Origin of the sequence: Bacteroides sp. AM07-18 (assembly GCF_003602695.1) — a bacterium.
Classification (GTDB): Bacteria; Bacteroidota; Bacteroidia; order Bacteroidales; family Bacteroidaceae; genus Bacteroides; species Bacteroides uniformis.
The window spans coordinates 1-16633 of record NZ_QTLM01000018.1 but is presented as its reverse complement, the minus strand read 5'-3'; the positions used below and the strand labels follow the sequence as shown (position 1 = coordinate 16633).

Annotated in this window: 12 protein-coding genes; 10 read left to right on the top strand and 2 right to left on the bottom strand. The window is 42.2% G+C overall.

Annotation, left to right across the window (positions count from 1 at the left end; genetic code table 11):
* The first annotated feature begins 2 nt into the window (after nucleotides 1-2).
* From DW096_RS16875 to DW096_RS16865, 3 genes are all read left to right on the top strand, one after another.
* Nucleotides 3-2732 carry a TonB-dependent receptor domain-containing protein gene (locus DW096_RS16875; protein WP_233555728.1) on the top strand — a complete coding sequence of 910 codons (2730 nt, stop codon included), beginning with the start codon at nucleotides 3-5 and terminating at the stop codon, nucleotides 2730-2732.
* A gap of 12 nt (nucleotides 2733-2744) precedes the next feature.
* Nucleotides 2745-3878 (top strand): DUF4249 domain-containing protein, encoded by a 1134-nt coding sequence (locus DW096_RS16870; protein ID WP_057281588.1) that lies wholly within the window; start codon nucleotides 2745-2747, stop codon nucleotides 3876-3878.
* 290 nt (nucleotides 3879-4168) lie between these two features.
* Entirely contained in the window at nucleotides 4169-4522 is a 354-nt protein-coding gene (locus DW096_RS16865) for a hypothetical protein (protein WP_005830102.1), read from the top strand.
* A gap of 138 nt (nucleotides 4523-4660) precedes the next feature.
* Here the strand turns inward: DW096_RS16865 and DW096_RS16860 are convergent, their stop codons facing one another.
* Both DW096_RS16860 and DW096_RS16855 read right to left on the bottom strand, forming a co-directional pair.
* Nucleotides 4661-5413, bottom strand: coding sequence for a LytTR family DNA-binding domain-containing protein (locus DW096_RS16860; RefSeq protein ID WP_005833286.1), 753 nt, complete (start codon nucleotides 5411-5413; stop codon nucleotides 4661-4663).
* Nucleotides 5414-5545: 132 nt separating this feature from the next.
* The gene (locus tag DW096_RS16855) at nucleotides 5546-7576 is read right to left on the bottom strand and encodes a histidine kinase (RefSeq protein ID WP_117749108.1); all 2031 of its coding nucleotides are present in this window, start codon (nucleotides 7574-7576) and stop codon (nucleotides 5546-5548) included.
* Nucleotides 7577-7921: 345 nt separating this feature from the next.
* On the opposite strand from DW096_RS16855, the gene DW096_RS16850 reads away from it, so the two are divergent.
* From DW096_RS16850 to DW096_RS16820, 7 genes are all read left to right on the top strand, one after another.
* The gene (locus DW096_RS16850) at nucleotides 7922-9367 is read left to right on the top strand and encodes a serine/threonine-protein kinase (RefSeq protein ID WP_005830096.1); all 1446 of its coding nucleotides are present in this window, start codon (nucleotides 7922-7924) and stop codon (nucleotides 9365-9367) included.
* Nucleotides 9354-10124 (top strand): BACON domain-containing protein, encoded by a 771-nt coding sequence (locus tag DW096_RS16845; RefSeq protein WP_005830094.1) that lies wholly within the window; start codon nucleotides 9354-9356, stop codon nucleotides 10122-10124. The genes DW096_RS16850 and DW096_RS16845 overlap by 14 nt, the downstream gene beginning before the upstream one ends.
* A gap of 72 nt (nucleotides 10125-10196) precedes the next feature.
* The gene (locus DW096_RS16840) at nucleotides 10197-11021 is read left to right on the top strand and encodes a zinc ribbon domain-containing protein (RefSeq protein WP_022401387.1); all 825 of its coding nucleotides are present in this window, start codon (nucleotides 10197-10199) and stop codon (nucleotides 11019-11021) included.
* 11 nt (nucleotides 11022-11032) lie between these two features.
* A complete protein-coding gene (locus DW096_RS16835; RefSeq protein ID WP_005830090.1) occupies nucleotides 11033-12307 on the top strand; it encodes an FHA domain-containing serine/threonine-protein kinase in 1275 nt (424 codons plus the stop codon).
* Between the two features lie 16 nt (nucleotides 12308-12323).
* The gene (locus DW096_RS16830) at nucleotides 12324-14066 is read left to right on the top strand and encodes an FHA domain-containing protein (RefSeq protein WP_005830088.1); all 1743 of its coding nucleotides are present in this window, start codon (nucleotides 12324-12326) and stop codon (nucleotides 14064-14066) included.
* 8 nt (nucleotides 14067-14074) lie between these two features.
* Nucleotides 14075-15133, top strand: a complete 1059-nt coding sequence (locus tag DW096_RS16825) for a PP2C family serine/threonine-protein phosphatase (protein WP_005833300.1) — start codon at nucleotides 14075-14077, stop codon at nucleotides 15131-15133.
* A gap of 16 nt (nucleotides 15134-15149) precedes the next feature.
* A complete protein-coding gene (locus DW096_RS16820; RefSeq protein WP_118931134.1) occupies nucleotides 15150-16610 on the top strand; it encodes a serine/threonine-protein kinase in 1461 nt (486 codons plus the stop codon).
* Nucleotides 16611-16633: the final 23 nt, after the last annotated feature.

Below are 16633 nucleotides of genomic sequence, written 5' to 3'. Positions count from 1 at the left end.
CAATGACCAGCTCTACTATCTGTTCGCACCACCGCATCAGAACCGTACTTCTGATGTGTGTGGTTCTTTTAAGCGCCTCACTCCATGCACAGGCACAAAACAAGGAAACACGTATAAACCTGAATATCCGTAACGCAACTTTAGAGAGTTTCGTGAAGCAACTGGAAAATGCAACCGGATTCTCCTTCATCTATGGGGAAGAAGTAAAGCTCACGCACCGCATCACACTGGAGATGAAACAAAAGAACATCAGTGAGATATTGCAACGTGCCTTTGAAAACGAACCCATCACGTTCGAAATATCCGGAAAGCACATTCTACTCCATAAGCGGCCCGTGCCGCAGAAACCCGTTAGCCGTAAGTTCACCATCAGCGGATACGTGACCGACGGAGCGTCTTCCGAGACGCTGATTGGTGCCAATATCCTTGAGAGTCGTCGTTCCACAGGTACTGCCACCAATCCTTTCGGTTTCTATTCCCTCACCCTGCCGGAAGGGGAAACGGAACTGGTTTTCTCCTACCTGGGCTACGAAAGCCGGCATAGCCGGTTCGAACTGACGAAAGACACCTTACTCAACGTCAGGCTGGACAGCAATAACCAGCTGGCAGAGGTCGTGGTGCTCTCGGACAAGCGGGAGGCCGGCATAGAAAGCACAGCCATGGGAGCGCATGAGATACCGATGACACAAATCAGGCATACCCCGTCCATATTGGGAGAAGCCGACCTGCTGAAGACCATTCAGCTGATGCCGGGTGTGCAAGCCGGTATGGAAGGTTTTGCAGGCATGTATGTGCGAGGGGGAGGTCCCGACCAAAACCTGGTTATGCTGGACGGAATTCCTGTTTACAACGCAGACCACCTGCTGGGAGTATTCTCCATCTTTACGCCCGAAGCGGTAAAGAACACCACACTCTTCAAAAGTTCTTTTCCTGCCCGCTACGGCGGGCGTCTTTCGTCTATAGTAGATGTACGGACCAACGACGGGGACATGCATAAATACCACGGCGCATTCAGCATAGGCCTGCTGACGGACAAACTGCATATCGAAGGCCCTATCTGGAAAGAACGGACCTCCTTCAGTTTCAGCGCACGAGCCATCCCCACCCTATTCTTCAAAAATCTCATTGTAGACAAAGACGACACCTATTCCGACAAATACAACTACTATTTTTACGACGTCAATGCAAAGGTCAACCATAAGTTCAGCGACCGTAGCCGCATCTTCCTCAGTTTCTACAAGGGGAAAGACCACTATCATTATGACAGTTACTACCACGGTGACAATTACGACAACAGCATTAAGAATTATTCCAAGGACAACAGCCATCTGAATTGGGGAAACACCATCGCCTACGGCCGCTGGAACTATGTATTCAACAGCAAGCTGTTTTGCAACACCACCGTCTCATACAACAAATATGAGATGGGGCTGGACGGAAACATGGAAGATACCTATACTGTCGCCAATAAAGTACAAGACAGATACTATTACTCCTCCAAGTTCAACTCCGGTATCCGTGACTGGAGTGCGCGTATGGACTTTGACTACACCCCCATGCCGCAGCACCACATCAAGTTCGGTGCAGAGTACATCCACCATACGTTCCGTCCGGGAATAGCTACCTCGAAAATACAAGATATAGATAATGGCGCCCTCCAGGAAGATACGGTTTACAATACCAGCAACAGCCATGCCATGCGCGGACAAGAAATCTCCCTTTACGCCGAAGACAATTTCAATGTAAACGCCAGGCTCAGTCTGAATGCAGGTGTACGCACATCGCTGTTCCACACACAAGGGAAAAGCTACTATTCGCTGCAGCCCCGCCTTTCCGCCCGCTATGACCTCGGACAAGGATATTCTGCCAAAGCATCCTATACGTGCATGGCACAGTATGTGCATCTGCTGTCCTCTACTCCGCTGTCTATGCCTACCGACCTCTGGGTACCCATTACCAAAGACATCAGTCCGATGTATGCCAACCAGTTCTCCATAGGAGGCTACTATTCCGGACTGCCGGGTTGGGAGTTCTCCGTCGAGGGATATTATAAACAGATGAAACACATACTTGAATATCAAGACGGTGTATCCTTCTTCGGCACCTCTACCAACTGGGAAGAAAAAGTGGAAATGGGCGAAGGCCGCTCCTTCGGTCTGGAACTGATGGTACAGAAAACATTGGGCAAGACTACCGGCTGGCTGGCATATACCCTATCCAAGACCGATCACCGTTTTAAGAACGGTACCATCAACCAAGGCCGATGGTTCCCCTACAAATATGACCGCCGCCACAGCATCAGCCTCAATCTCAGCCATAAGTTCAGTGACCGCATTGATGCAGGAGCTTCCTGGATATTCAATACCGGTGGATGTATCACTATCCCCGAAAAGGCTACTATTATCGTCAGCCCCGATGGAGTCATCGAAGAGACCGGCTACATCTCCGGACGCAACAACTATCGCCTGCCTGCCAGCCATCGTTTGAACCTAGGTGTTAACTTCAACAAAAAAACCAAACATGGCATACGCACCTGGAATATCAGTATCTACAATGCATACAATGCCATGAATCCGAACATCGTTTACAGCAAATACAAGAAAAGCAGTTATCTATACCAACCGGATGGTAATGGAGGATTCATAGAACATAAAGAGGAAGGGAAAATCAGTATCAAAAAACTGACCATCCTGCCCTGCATCCCTTCAGTTACCTATACTTACAGATTTTAAACACATCAGCATATGAAGATCCAAATGAAATTACACCTATTATATATAGTAGCTATTGTCTTGTTGGCATCATGTGAAAATGAAATTCCTTACAATCCAGACAACCAACAACCGCTACTCATCATGAATGCCCAACTGGATGCAGGAAAAGACGTTAATGAAGTCTTTCTGCACTTGAGCAAGGGCAGCAGCATAGTACGTTTGAACGAAGCTACACTGACCTTGTTTATCAATAACCGCATTGCTGAAACTCCTCAAGCACTGACACCGGAGGAAATCTTCGGTCCACCGGAAAATTATCCGGAAGACGCCATCTTTGTATACGATGCTATCTTGTATAAGCTGTTTCGCCTCAACACCCCTTTGCATCCCGGCGACAACATACGCCTAGAAGCCACTGCCGAAAACGGAAAATACCATGCCAGTGCCGAAGTCACCGTGCCGCAACCGATAGAGAGCCTGCACGTGGACACTTGCTTGGCCTACCTGCGCGAGTACAGCGGACAAACCCTTTACCGCCAATACAAAATTACATTGCAAGACCGCCCCAACGAGAAGAACTACTACCGGCTGGACATTTGGAATGACCGTAGTTACTATTGCAAATGGAAAGAATACCTGGAAGATGAAAACGGCAGCCTCATCAAAGTGGAAGACGAGGACGGCTCTTGGCATTGGGCCTCCATACCCAGAGACACTACCATCCTTGCTCCCCGACAGAACGAAATCATCAACCGGGAAGATGTTATACTGACTGACGGCCACCCTGGCAACTATGATGATGAAGAAAATGAATTGTTTCCCACCATAAATAACAAATACAACATATTCAATGATAACACTTTCCGTGATTCGTATGCCACATTAAAAGTATATACCCCTCTCTACCAAGAATATTATCCGGTAGAGGGACACTACTACGACCATATATCCCGCAAACAAACCATCACCGTACGGCTGCTTAGCATCACTGAAGCCGAATACCGCTACCTGAAAGCCTTAAACTGCCTGGATGATGGGGATTACGACGATGCTTTAATGGAACCTATCAGTCTGCCTTGCAACGTCATAGGCGGATTAGGCTTTGTGGGAGTCTGCTCGGAAAGCAGAGTAATCATAGAATTGCCCGAAACTGTTTGGCGATAACATTTTGACTAATAAAACCCCTTTTATCCATTATAATAAACTGAATTTCATTTAACCCACATTACATTCGTATTACAAAAAGCATCCAAACAAAGCATTTTCACACTACAAAATTGATTTAAGTCAAGAAATGAAGGTATAAACTACACTTTTTCACGTATTCATTTTTGTGTTATAAAACATATACCTATATTTGCATAGGTAAAAAGAAAAAGCTAAGCGCTTAGAGAGTTTTCAATAGGTATTAGATTGAGATTAGTTTTTAGGAATAACAATTAAAAGTAGGTATTATGAAACGTTTAGGATTAACATTAGTGGCAGCAGTCTGCCTGACTGCTACAACATTTGCAGCAGGAAACCAACCTACAACTGCAAAATGGGAAGGTAACATCAACATAACAAAGTTGAGCAAGTATTTGAATCTGGATTCCAACCAGCATGAAGAAGTGGCAAACATCTGCGAATATTTTACAGAACAGATGGAACGCGCTACAAATTCCAAGAAGAATCAGGAGAAGTTACTCCGTAATGCAGTTTATGGTAATCTGAAGTTGATGAAAAAGACTCTGAATGAAAAGCAGTATGCTGATTATGCCAGAGTATTGAACGTCACACTGCAGAACAAAGGTATAGAAGTGAAATAAACTTCGCTTCTGATAAATACGAAAATAGTATTTGATAAATAAAAAGGCATTGGACTTTAGAGGTTCAATGCCTTTTCTTTACGTCAACGCCACCAAAACCTGCGGCGTCAACTCCCTAACCAAATAATTCTTATCACTTTACAAGCAGAATCTGTCTTGCAGCTCTTTCTTATACTTTCTGGAAACCAGCAGTTCCGTCACTTTGTCAAATGGTGGATAAAGCATGCATTTGCTATCCTTTATAATCATCAGATAATCAATATTGATAATATACGATTGATGTATCTGCACGAAACTGGATGAATATTGAGTAATCTGCTCAGCAGTCATTCCGCGACGCAACACCAACGGCGGCTGGTTGTTTAGTATCACCTCCCATTGTTTACGCTCGGAACAATAGCGAAAAAAGCCGATTTCAGCCGGACGCAACGCACGCATATCATTAGTTGGCGTAAATACGATAAATGTCTGTCCGGTATGCAACGGTGCACCAATGGGATATGACATTCTCTGCCCGGCCTCTGCCTGCTCTACAAAACGCGCAAGAATATCCCGCAACTCCTGCTCTTCAAAAGGTTTCAGCAGATAGTCGAACGCAGCCTCCCGGATAGCCTGAATCATGTACTTATCATAAGCCGTATAGAAAACAATCCGCATATTCCACGAAACACTGTCACGTATTTCCTGCAGTAATTCCATTCCAGTCATGTCCGGCAGTTCCACATCCAAGAACAACAAATCCGGCTGTACCTTGGCAATGAGTTTTTTCCCTTGTTTACCATTACGGGCAGTTCCTTTCAAAAAGAAGCGTGCATCCTTTCCCAATTCAAAACTCAGATTCTCAAGAGCCACCTCATCGTCGTCAACTATTGCAACCTTATATTTATCCATGTTCCTTTTATGTTTTTCTTCTCGCGAATATATACATAATCCTACTCCCATACAAAGCAATAGAAGGTCATTTACGGACTATTTATCCGTAAACATGCCTATCCTTGCAAAAAATAAGATTAAACGGTTCTTTTAAATTCCGTAATCGTAGTTGTCAGGCAACCAGAAAGTCACCTCACAGCCCATCTCACCACTCTGTAGAGAGACATTGTGCACCAAAACATCAATGGCCTCCTTGTTCTTATTGTTGAGAATCTGAATGGTCTGCATAATGACTTTCATTCCCGTCCCCGTGCCCCGGTTCCGACTGTCCGGACGATAACCGCCACCATTATCCGTTATCTTTATACAGATACCGCTTCCCCGGCGGCAGACCGAAACCCAAAGATTACGTTCACCTTCCTTCTCGCGCAACGCATGCTTCACTGCATTTTCAACCGGAATTTGAATCATCATAGACGGAATCCTTATTTGCTCCGGCTGCACATCCTTTTCTATCTTCAGTTCCGAATGAAAATCCGGACCTAAAGAACGGCGTTCCAGATTAATATATGTTTTCACAAAATCCAGCTCCTCTGCCAAGGTTACACACAGTTGTTCCGCCAATTCCAGATTGCGACGCATCAGTTTTACCAGCGACGAAAGCTCTTGCTTTCCTTCCACATTCCGCTCCGCCATCTCCCGGTTCAGCACATTGAAGATGAAATGAGGGGACAAGCGGTTACGGATATTCTCCAGACGAAGTGTAGAGACTGTGCGATGATTCCGTGCAAGCAACAAAGCACGTTTCTTTTTGCTGTACAGATAAAGGAAAACCGCCGTCAATATAGATACAACAGCTACAGCAAACACGACAAACTGTGTCTGCCTCAGCACCAGCACCTCGTTTTTCTGCTCCTGAAGCAAAACCCGATGTGCCATCAAGGTAGAATCCTGCTGATAACGCAAAGTCAAGTCTGCCGTACGCATCCGGACACGCTCATTCCTGATAGAATCATCAAGCTGGTTGTTCCTCTGCAGATAGTGATAAGCCCTCTTGTAGTTGCCGGTTTCCTCGTAAAACTGCTGAAGGTATTTATTACGGATATGTACCATATCAGGGTCGATGCCCGGAGGGACTACACTCTCGGACAATAAACGACGTGCCTCTTGAAAGTCTTTCTGAAGCAGAGCCAATTCTATTTTCTGCGTATCGATATAATATAGTGCAGTACTTACCCCCATTTCCTCAAAAAAAAGTTGGCATTCATTTATATATTTAACAGCCAAATCAACCATATTCAGTTGAAGATAACAGTCTCCTAAATTCAACCTCCCCAGATTAAGTTCAAAACTCATATCAGCATATCCTTCGACTAAATCAATAACCTTTTGGAAATATTTTATCGCTGTCTGGTAATCCTCCCTATAATAGTAAGAAGTCCCTCTATTATTCAAATAAATATATTTTTCATAAGGTAGCATACTGTCATAGCTTTCTCCTGCTAGATTATAATAGTAATCACACTGTTCAAAATCACGCATGGTAACATATACTTGTGCCAAACCATAATAAATGGGAGGTTTCTTGGTAGAAGCTATATGCAAAGAGTCGCACATCAATAAAGCTCTCCTATACCAAGCTGCCCCTATATCCAATTTTCCTAAACGGTTATTCGCATCAGCAAGATTCATCAAAATATCCGGCACCACTTCAATCCTAGTCCCTCTCATCCGTAATTCATAAGCCTTCCGGAAACAAATTTCGGCAGAATCCATATTCCCAACACGTGCAAAGATATTTCCCTTCATATTGAAACATTCAGACTCCAAATCTGCCATTTGAGAAGAACTATGCTGCCTTTCTATAAAGTCATGTATCTGCTGGATTACGATTTGTGCCGAATCAAGCTGTGAAGTAATCAAATATGTTTTCAGTGTCATTGCCAGATAATTATACTTGACCAAGCTATCCTTTGCCTCTTCCATCTTTTGAAAAGCCTTCAACCTTACCTTTCGGGGCACAATGGCCACAGAATCTCCATTTATATGGGAAAAATCCTCAAAAGCTCTCATTTCTGTGTATACGTCCTCTTTATCTCCGGGCGCACAAGCTCCTAGAAGCACAAACCCTAATATCCAATAAATATAAAATCGAATTCGCTTATCCATCCTCTCTCCCATGTTTCTCGTAATTAGATTATTTATTCAATACATCTGCAAACTTAAAATATTTTTGCGAAATACCGTCAAGCATAAGGCGTATTTCTCAACCACAAAAGAGCATACGCTACCGCTTTATTAAAACGAAACAAAAAATCACATCATAGTACAATATTTAGCTACATAAGCCATTAAAACAACATTTTAGTACATTTCAAACTTTTTCTCATTTTCTTATTTACATTTTTATTAATTACTTTGTGGATAAAGAATTGCGAATATACTCAATCAAACAAAATAATACAATCACACAAAGAAAGGCTGTTTCCAAAAGAAAACAGTTCTTTTACATAATTTATAAGTTCTATGTTAGACAGTGGACAAATCATAGCAGATAGATACGAGCTACTCAAACAACTAGGAAGAGGAGGATTTTCTGAAGTTTGGCTGGCACAAGACAAACTTACGGATGTTAAGGTCGCCATAAAAATATATGCTCCGGGGATGGGGCTTGACGATGCGGGGATATCCCTTTTCACACAAGAGTTCTCCCTCGTATTTGATATGAATCATACCAATTTACTGCATCCTACTTATTATGACTGCTGGGAACGGATGCCATACCTGATTTTGCCTTTTTGCAAAAACGGTTCAGCCTTCCAATACCTTACTGACAACAACCGGATAACAGAAACGGAAAGCTGGCATTTGCTCCATGATGTTGCAGAGGGACTGGCTTATCTTCATGCAAAAACTCCCCCGGTTATCCATCAGGATATAAAACCCGATAATATTCTGATTAATGATGAGAATAGGTATATGATTACGGATTTCGGAATCAGCGCACGGATTAGAAGTACATTACGCAGGAACCAAGGCCAAGAATCCAGTGGAGGAACTTTGGCCTATATGGGACCAGAACGTTTTGGTCCATCTCCCGCCCCTATTATGGCTAGTGACATTTGGTCATTGGGAGCAACAATGTATGAGCTTCTAACCGGTATGCCGCCCTATGGCGATCATGGAGGCGTATTGCAAAAAAACGGTGCAGACATTCCACTTATCAACGAAGACTTTTCTCAAGAATTAAAAGATATCATTTACAAGTGCCTTGCCTTAAATCCATGGGACAGACCCACAGCCAGACAAATTGCAGACTACACTTCCCAACATATCAATGGAAGTCCCGTCCCCTTTAGTCTGTCAAACAACAGCCATGATACTTTGCAAGAGGAAGAGGACAAAACCCATGAGGATTCCATTAGCGCACACTCTTCTGACATAAATAAGATGTCACCCTATCAAGACAAAGGGAAACGCAAAAAAGTTATAGTCGTAGCAGCAATCACAGCTATATTCGCAACAATTGTCATCATCTTTTCGCTAATAAGCGGCAAAGAACCAGTAGTGGAATCCATACCGGAACCGACTCCAACGATTGATTACGACCAAATGTGTCTGTCAATCATTCAAGAAGGCGAAAACTCTAAAATACAAGGAGATGTTTTCCGATTTGACATTGACACTTTAAAGCAAAACAATGATTCCGTATTTGAGGATTTTTACATAAATGCCATTGGCAAATACCGCCAAATAAATTACTACAAAGATTCCATCTCCGCGAAAATATACTTAAATGCAACAGAACTGAAACAGCAAGTAGAGGCCATACTGGATTCTGCCTATCATGTTTTTAAAGAAAAGGCAAATATCATGAAAGACCTTGACCAAGCCGTAGCAGCCCAGGCTTTTGAAGACCGTGCAAAAAAAATAGAACCATATATAAACATAGACAACAATGAAAATGAATAAACTTATCAGACTGATTGTTTTAGCGTTCGCTCTCTCTATGCCAATAAGTATATGGGGGCAATGCGCCTCCATCTATCAAAAGGGAGAGACATACATGAAAAGAGGAAGATACAGAGACGCTATTAAAAGTTTTAAAGCAGCCATGAAATGCGACAGCAATCTGGAGCAAGCATGCAAAAATAAAATCAAAGAGTGTGAGGAAAAAATAAATCCCGCTCCCAAGCCAGCGCCTCCTGCCGAAATCACCAGACTTACCATAGACAGAAAAAGCCTGGAATTTGGGTGTGAGACAAAGACTGCAGAAAGTATAAAAATAGAAAGTCTTCCAGAACAATGGACTGCAATATCAGATGCAGACTGGTGTCAAGTGACTCCCGGTGAGAAGAAACTCTCCATAAGCTGCCAGACCAATTGGCTGACTACCGAACGTAAAGCCACCATTACAATCAGTAATGAAAAGATGAAAGCTACGGTCAGTGTTACCCAAGGTGGCCAAGAAGAATTCATTAATATCGCATTAGATAAATTGGAATTCGGCTCCAAAGGAGAAATTAAGGAACTGCAAGTAGACTCCAATGCCGAATGGGAAGTTGCAGATATTCCTGAATGGTGTGAAGCTATAGCAAAAGACCGTGGCAAACTCATTCTAAAAGTGGGAAAAACCAAGAAGGCCAGAGAAGGAACTCTCATAGTTAAAAGCAAAGGAGGAAAAATATCTTCAATTATTCTCTCCCAGAAAAAGGGAGGTCTATTCTAAATTCATGGTAAACCGACAATGGTGAGAAACTCTGATTTATACAAAGTAATTCCATTATTAAAGTAAAATCTTATGAGATGTATGAATTGCGGTTGGGACAACCTTTCCAACACAACAGTATGCCTAAAATGCGGGCAACCTTTGCGAATGCCGGAGAATTATGCCAACAGCCAGGACATTTTTATTTCAAAAGAAGGTCATGGAGAAGCTATACCCAAACCGACAGTATTGAATGTCAGCTCTAATGAAGAAAAATGCAGAAAAACTGTGGTGTTTTCCACAACAAATGAAGAAGAGAATCATTCTACTGTTGTACAGCCAATTATAGAATGTCCCAATTGCAATTACCCGGTAGTAGGAGATTTCACAAGTTGCCCCTGCTGCGGAACTCCATTGAAAAGAGCAAACATATCAACAAACAATGAATACAAAACAATAAGAGTAGAAGAGGAAGCACCTTCCGTTTCTGAAGAGAAAATGCTCTGTCATGAATGTGGAAGTAAGATAGCAATAACCTGCTCTTTTTGCCCGAACTGCGGTGTCCGCGTACATCGGCCAACCATACGCCGACAAATAAAGAACATCACAGAGACAGAACCGGAAACCAAACCTCACTGTTCATTAACAATTATACCGGAAGAAGAAGAGAACATTCTTCCGAAAAGATTTGAATATGAAGGGAACTCCATCATCTTGAACCGGGAAAATACAGAAATGTCTAATCGTACAATCACCTCAAAGGAACAAGCTGAAATAGTTTTCGATGATGGTCATTGGTATCTGCTTGACCGAAGTATGCTCCAAACGACCTATATCCAGGTAAACAGAAAAATAGAAATCATACCGGATGATATCATTGTACTAGGCGACCGAAGATTCAAGTTTGAATGTGACTAAATATAACTCTTGTGAATAACCGGACTGTCGACAGATGTGATTATAATGTAGGGGAATATATCAATAACCGTTATAGGGTTTCCCAAACATTAGGCGAAGGTTCATTCGGTAAAGTATATCGGGTTACGGACAGCGCAAGCAAAGATTATGCGCTTAAACTACTGAGATTATGGGAAGTTCCTCCTGAAATACGTAAACCATTAATGGAACGTTTCGAGATGGAATTCAAAACTGGGCAAATTGATTGTGACTATTTAGTGCGTTCATTGGACTACGGTACAGTTGGAGGCAACCCTTATATTGTAATGGAATACTGTTCCGGAGGAGATTTAACACCTTATTTAGGTTCTGGAAGCAGTAAGATTCCTCTAATTTGCCAACAAATTCTAATAGGTTTACATGCTTTGCATACCAGAGGCAAGGTTCACCGTGACCTAAAGCCGGAGAATGTCCTTTTCAAGAGTAACGGAATTGCTGCGTTGACAGATTTCGGTATAGCAGGGGATAGAAACAAACGTATGACTGAACGCAATATTTTTGGTAAACCCAACCAAATCTTCGGGACTTATGCATATATGCCGCCAGAACAAGTGAACCGCATGCGAGGTGAGGCCACTGTCCTACCCACTACGGACATTTTTTCTTTTGGAGTATTAGCCTTTCAATTATTAACTGGCAGTTTGCCCTTTGGCGAATTGAGCAGTCATAATGAATTGGCACTATACCAGAAACGTGGGAAAAATGGAGATTGGAACCGGCAGAAATTGACACAGTTGAAACATAGAGAGCAGTGGCAGCAACTCTTTGCAGGATGTCTTAATCCAGATTTCAAAAAACGTTTCCAGTCTGTGCAAGAGGTATTGGAACACCTGCCAGCAATAAGCCAAGTCCCTATGGAAAGAGGATATTGTCCACCACAAACAGTCAATGGTTTCTGTATACGTATTATGCAAGGTGAAGAGTACGGAAAAATATATCAATTAAGTGAACTTATAAAATATGGCAATAGAATCCTTACTATCGGGAGAGAACGCGACAATCTGCTACATATAACAGAACAGCAAAGTGCCTATATATCACGCCATCATTGCACAATAGAAACAAATCCCGCCACTGATAAATGGATTATTCGAGACGGGCAATGGCAGAAGGAGTTAAAGTTGTGGCAGGAGTCCAGTAATGGGACTTATGTCAATTCCACCCAAGTCACCAAACAAGGGCATATACTGAAAATTGGAGATATCATCTCCATTGGGGATGTAAAAATGAGATTTGAAAACTATTAATTATATATCAAGTAGTATGGATACACAAAATTACAAACGTACCTTAGCCGGCTCAGTAGGGGCTGGTATGGGGGCATTAATGGGTGCTTCCGGTAGAACTTACTTTATTTTGGAGCACAAGACCTCTTCAAAGTATCATCAAGCGGGAGAATCCCAAAAAATCATTGTCGACCAAGTAGAATTAGGTAGAGACGCTTCCTGCCAAGTACGCTTTGATGAAAGTTTCGAAACAGTTAGCCGCAAACATGCTGCAATTGTACGCGACGGTGAAAACTGGAAACTTATCCACCTTTCACACTCCAATCCGACATTGGTCAACGGACATCCTATAAATGGGTCCTACTATTTACAAACAGGAGATGAAATACAATTATCCGTTGGCGGACCACGCTTGGGATTCATTGTTCCACAAGGTCGCCAAGCATTAACTTCCAGCATTGGATTGACTGAGAGAATGAGCCTTTTCCGCAAACAAGCCTTACGCCCCTACAAGACCGCATTAACAATCATGGGAATTGTTTTCGTACTGGCGGTGGCAGGATTGGCTGCCTGGAACTACAGTTTAGGTGTAAAAAATGATTTGTTGGCACAGAAGACAGAAGAACAAGAACTTCAACTGAAAGGATACCAAAACCAATTGGATTCACTGGGGACCGAAAGAGCATCTCTAGAAGCACAGCAACGGGAGTTAGAGACCAAATTACGAAACAGTGACGGTAATGCAGAGGCCTTAAAAACACAGTTGGACAACGTTAATAGTCAATTAAAGAATGTCAATGCAAGTTTCTATAAGGTCAAATCAGACTTGGACAATCTCTCAAACAGCATAAGCACTAAAAGCATTGAGAATTCAAGCAATGCCATTAACGCAAATATACAAGAAGGCACCAGACTCTCCAAAGACCAATATTATGAAGACCCTGATATAGCAGATGAACAAGACAGTAATGCTTCAGGAGATTTGAAAGATTATTATGATTATATCTATACAATTAAAGTCGACCGTATTGAAATCGAATATAATGGAACAAAGTTTGATCCGGGCATACAAGTTTCAGATATAATCTGCGGAACTGGCTTCATGCTATCAAACGGAATGTTTGTAACAGACAGGCAGAATGTCGAGCCATGGATATACTCCAACACAGAGTGGAAAGACCCATGGCGTAAACTATTGGCTGTATACAAAGGAGCAGGATGTAATATCATTATCCATTACCGTGCATACAGTACCAAAGGAACTGGAAAGCCTCTGACATTTACCAGTAGCGATTTTGCCAAAGACGGACGAAATGATGTACAAGTGACCGAAATAGAAGTAGATAAATCCATCAGGGTACAACTAAGGGAACATGGGATAAAATTGACCTATACACGTAGGAAATATATCAGTGTCAGCATTGTTACCCCTGCTGCCAACAGTTGGGCATACATTAGAGGAAAAGGCGTTTATGGTGAGGGATTGCCTTACGACATTACCGCCGCAGACAACATGAGTGGAGGTACAGAAGTTCAAATGGTGGGCTATGCAGGTTATGCTGATATTCATAATCTTACTCCGGCTCATTTCAATGACCATACCAATATAGCCGACACAAAATATGAGACTACCATATTACAGAATCGTGTGGCAGAGCCCGGTTATTATGGTTCTCCAGCATTCCTTCTAGAAAATGGTTCTTACAAAGTAGTGGGTTTCATGGTAGGAAGCATAGAGGGTAAGGATCGTTTAGTACCAATCAGAAATTTAATACATTAAAATTAAACATGTCCGAGATAAGCATTAAATTAGCGGCAGGTACCAATGTTGGTTTAGTCAGGAAAAACAACGAAGACAATTTTGTTGTCAATCGTGATTTATGCCAATCAGAGTGGATTATCCCCCAATCGATAGAACCCATTTCTTTAGGACGGTATGGCAGCATATTGGTAGTGGCCGACGGAATGGGCGGCACCAATGCCGGAGAAGTTGCTTCTGCCATAGCCATTGAGACGGTGCAAAATGCATTCACCCCCGAGAATTTAGGAGATATTATTACGCAGGAAGGCATTGTTACCTCAGAAGAAGCCGTTGAAGAATTTCTGGGTAGAACTGTCAAAACCGCTGATTTAAATATTGTCAATGCAAGTAAAGAAGATAGTAGTACCCAGGGAATGGGTACTACTATTGTCATTGCTTGGATATTGAACGATAAAGCCTATATCTGTTGGTGTGGCGACAGTCGTTGTTATGTATTCAATGGCAATTCAGGTTTTTGCCGTTTATCTAAAGACCATTCCTATGTACAAGATTTAGTAGATCAGGGAAAACTAGATCCTGAAAATGCGTTTGACCATCCTTACAGTAATATCATTACCCGCTGTTTGGGAGACCCGACCAATCGTTCCAATCCCGATTTCCGTTCCTATAATTTAAAGGATGGCGATACTCTCCTACTATGTAGTGATGGGTTATGTGGTTTATGCCACGACGAAGAGATAATGCAAATTATAGAAGAGAACCAGGATGATTTAATGACATGCAAGGATAGGTTGATAGAAGCTGCTCTTGAAGCAGGTGGATATGACAATATTACGATTGTGCTATGCCACATCATGCTACAGGATACCGAGCCCAAAGCAAAGTTGAACAATACAGTGTTCAGCAAACCCAACCACCACAAAATCCGGAAAATTCTTCTGTTACTCCTGGTACTGGCTTTAGCGGCAGGCTTCTATTTATATAGAAATCCACAGCAATATGCAAAATGGAAAACGATACTATATCAGGCAGATACGGTTCTGGTTACAGAGACAGACACTACTAACACTACCCTAACAGATTGATTACTATTGTGAAACTATGCAACTGAAAAATGGTGATATATTTGCTGAACACTATCAGCTGAAGAAACTATTAGGAGTCGGAAGCTTTGGTGAAGTCTGGCTTGCCCGAAATATATTGGCAGATGTAGACGTTGCCATAAAGTTGTACGGACTGTTGGATGACAACGGCATAAAAGATTTCCGGGAAGAATTCAAACTTGCCTACAAATTACACCATCCCAATCTACTGCACCTTAATCATTTTGATGTTTTTGGACAGTGCCCTTTTTTGGTAATGCCTTACTGTCCCAAAGGGTCCTCAGCGAGCTTGAAAGGCAAAATGTCTGAAAAGCAAATCTGGCGCTTCATACGCGATGTATCATGCGGATTGATGTTTCTTCATAATCAGAATCCTCCTATCATTCATCAAGATATAAAACCCGATAATATTTTGATAGGGGATGATGACAAATTCATCATCTCAGATTTTGGCATCAGCCGTAAACTGGAGCATACTTTTCGTAAAAGTATCAACAAAGTAGAAAGTTCCGGAACACTCGCCTATATGGGACCAGAACGTTTTGCAGAGAAACCACTGATTGTGGCTACCAGCGATATATGGTCTTTAGGGATGAGTGTTTATGAATTATCCACTGGTCTTGTATTATGGGAAGGTATGGGAGGTTGTGTCCAACTGAATGGTGCACATATTCCAGCATTAGATGAGAAATATTCTTCCCAATTGTCCCAGTTTGTTCACGCATGCCTTGCCCTCAACACTTGGGACCGACCCACAGCCCAACAAGCCTATGAGTTTGCTTGCTCCATACTAAAACAAACAAAGACAGACTCTCCTTCAGTACAGCTGAAGCCTATTGCTCCACTTTTTCCTAAAACAACATCACCACGCCTTAAAGAAAAGTTCTGTCCTTCGAACATGCATAAACGCATAGCAGGATGGACCGGCCTTGGTATAGTATTGATTCTATTGCTTGTCAAAGGAGGTTCCATATACTTTAGACACCTTGAAGAAGAGCGCAAGTACGCTGCATGCCGTACAGAAGAAGACTACAGAGATTTTCTAAAAGAATACCCCTCCTCATCTCATGCAAACTTTATAAAACAATTTTTGGGAAACAAGGTAAATCCAATCTCCCCAATAAATAGAGAAGAAAACATCGTTATGGACTCGGTAAAAACGGATACTGCAAAACTTGAACAGTTCCAAGAGGAACCTAAAAAACAGATTGTCCACCCGCATCCACAATCTTCTTCACAGCCAGAACTTCCCATTACTGATATAAGAGAAGTCAGAAGAGAAAATGAAGAACGCCTCTTCTATAGTTGCCAGTCAGTAGCAGATTACGAAGAATATTTGCGAAAATATCCCAAAGGCAGGTTTGTACATAAAGCCAAAAGAGCAATCCAGCAAATAGAATCAGAAATGATGCAGTCCAATCCTTCCACTCAAGAAATACACATCACTAGTGTCCACTAAAAATTTTTTGGTCACTAGTCGGT

What these genes read in the sequence shown, in the direction of transcription:
- DW096_RS16875 (WP_233555728.1), top strand. Translation starts at nt 3, where the DNA reads ATGACCAGCTCTACTATCTGTTCGCACCACCGCATCAGAACCGTACTT.
- DW096_RS16825 (WP_005833300.1), top strand. Translation starts at nt 14,075, where the DNA reads ATGTCCGAGATAAGCATTAAATTAGCGGCAGGTACCAATGTTGGTTTA.
- DW096_RS16865 (WP_005830102.1), top strand. Translation starts at nt 4,169, where the DNA reads ATGAAACGTTTAGGATTAACATTAGTGGCAGCAGTCTGCCTGACTGCT.
- DW096_RS16855 (WP_117749108.1), bottom strand. Translation starts at nt 7,576, where the DNA reads ATGGGAGAGAGGATGGATAAGCGAATTCGATTTTATATTTATTGGATA.
- DW096_RS16870 (WP_057281588.1), top strand. Translation starts at nt 2,745, where the DNA reads ATGAAGATCCAAATGAAATTACACCTATTATATATAGTAGCTATTGTC.
- DW096_RS16860 (WP_005833286.1), bottom strand. Translation starts at nt 5,413, where the DNA reads ATGGATAAATATAAGGTTGCAATAGTTGACGACGATGAGGTGGCTCTT.
- DW096_RS16840 (WP_022401387.1), top strand. Translation starts at nt 10,197, where the DNA reads ATGAGATGTATGAATTGCGGTTGGGACAACCTTTCCAACACAACAGTA.
- DW096_RS16820 (WP_118931134.1), top strand. Translation starts at nt 15,150, where the DNA reads ATGCAACTGAAAAATGGTGATATATTTGCTGAACACTATCAGCTGAAG.
- DW096_RS16830 (WP_005830088.1), top strand. Translation starts at nt 12,324, where the DNA reads ATGGATACACAAAATTACAAACGTACCTTAGCCGGCTCAGTAGGGGCT.
- DW096_RS16845 (WP_005830094.1), top strand. Translation starts at nt 9,354, where the DNA reads ATGAAAATGAATAAACTTATCAGACTGATTGTTTTAGCGTTCGCTCTC.
- DW096_RS16850 (WP_005830096.1), top strand. Translation starts at nt 7,922, where the DNA reads ATGTTAGACAGTGGACAAATCATAGCAGATAGATACGAGCTACTCAAA.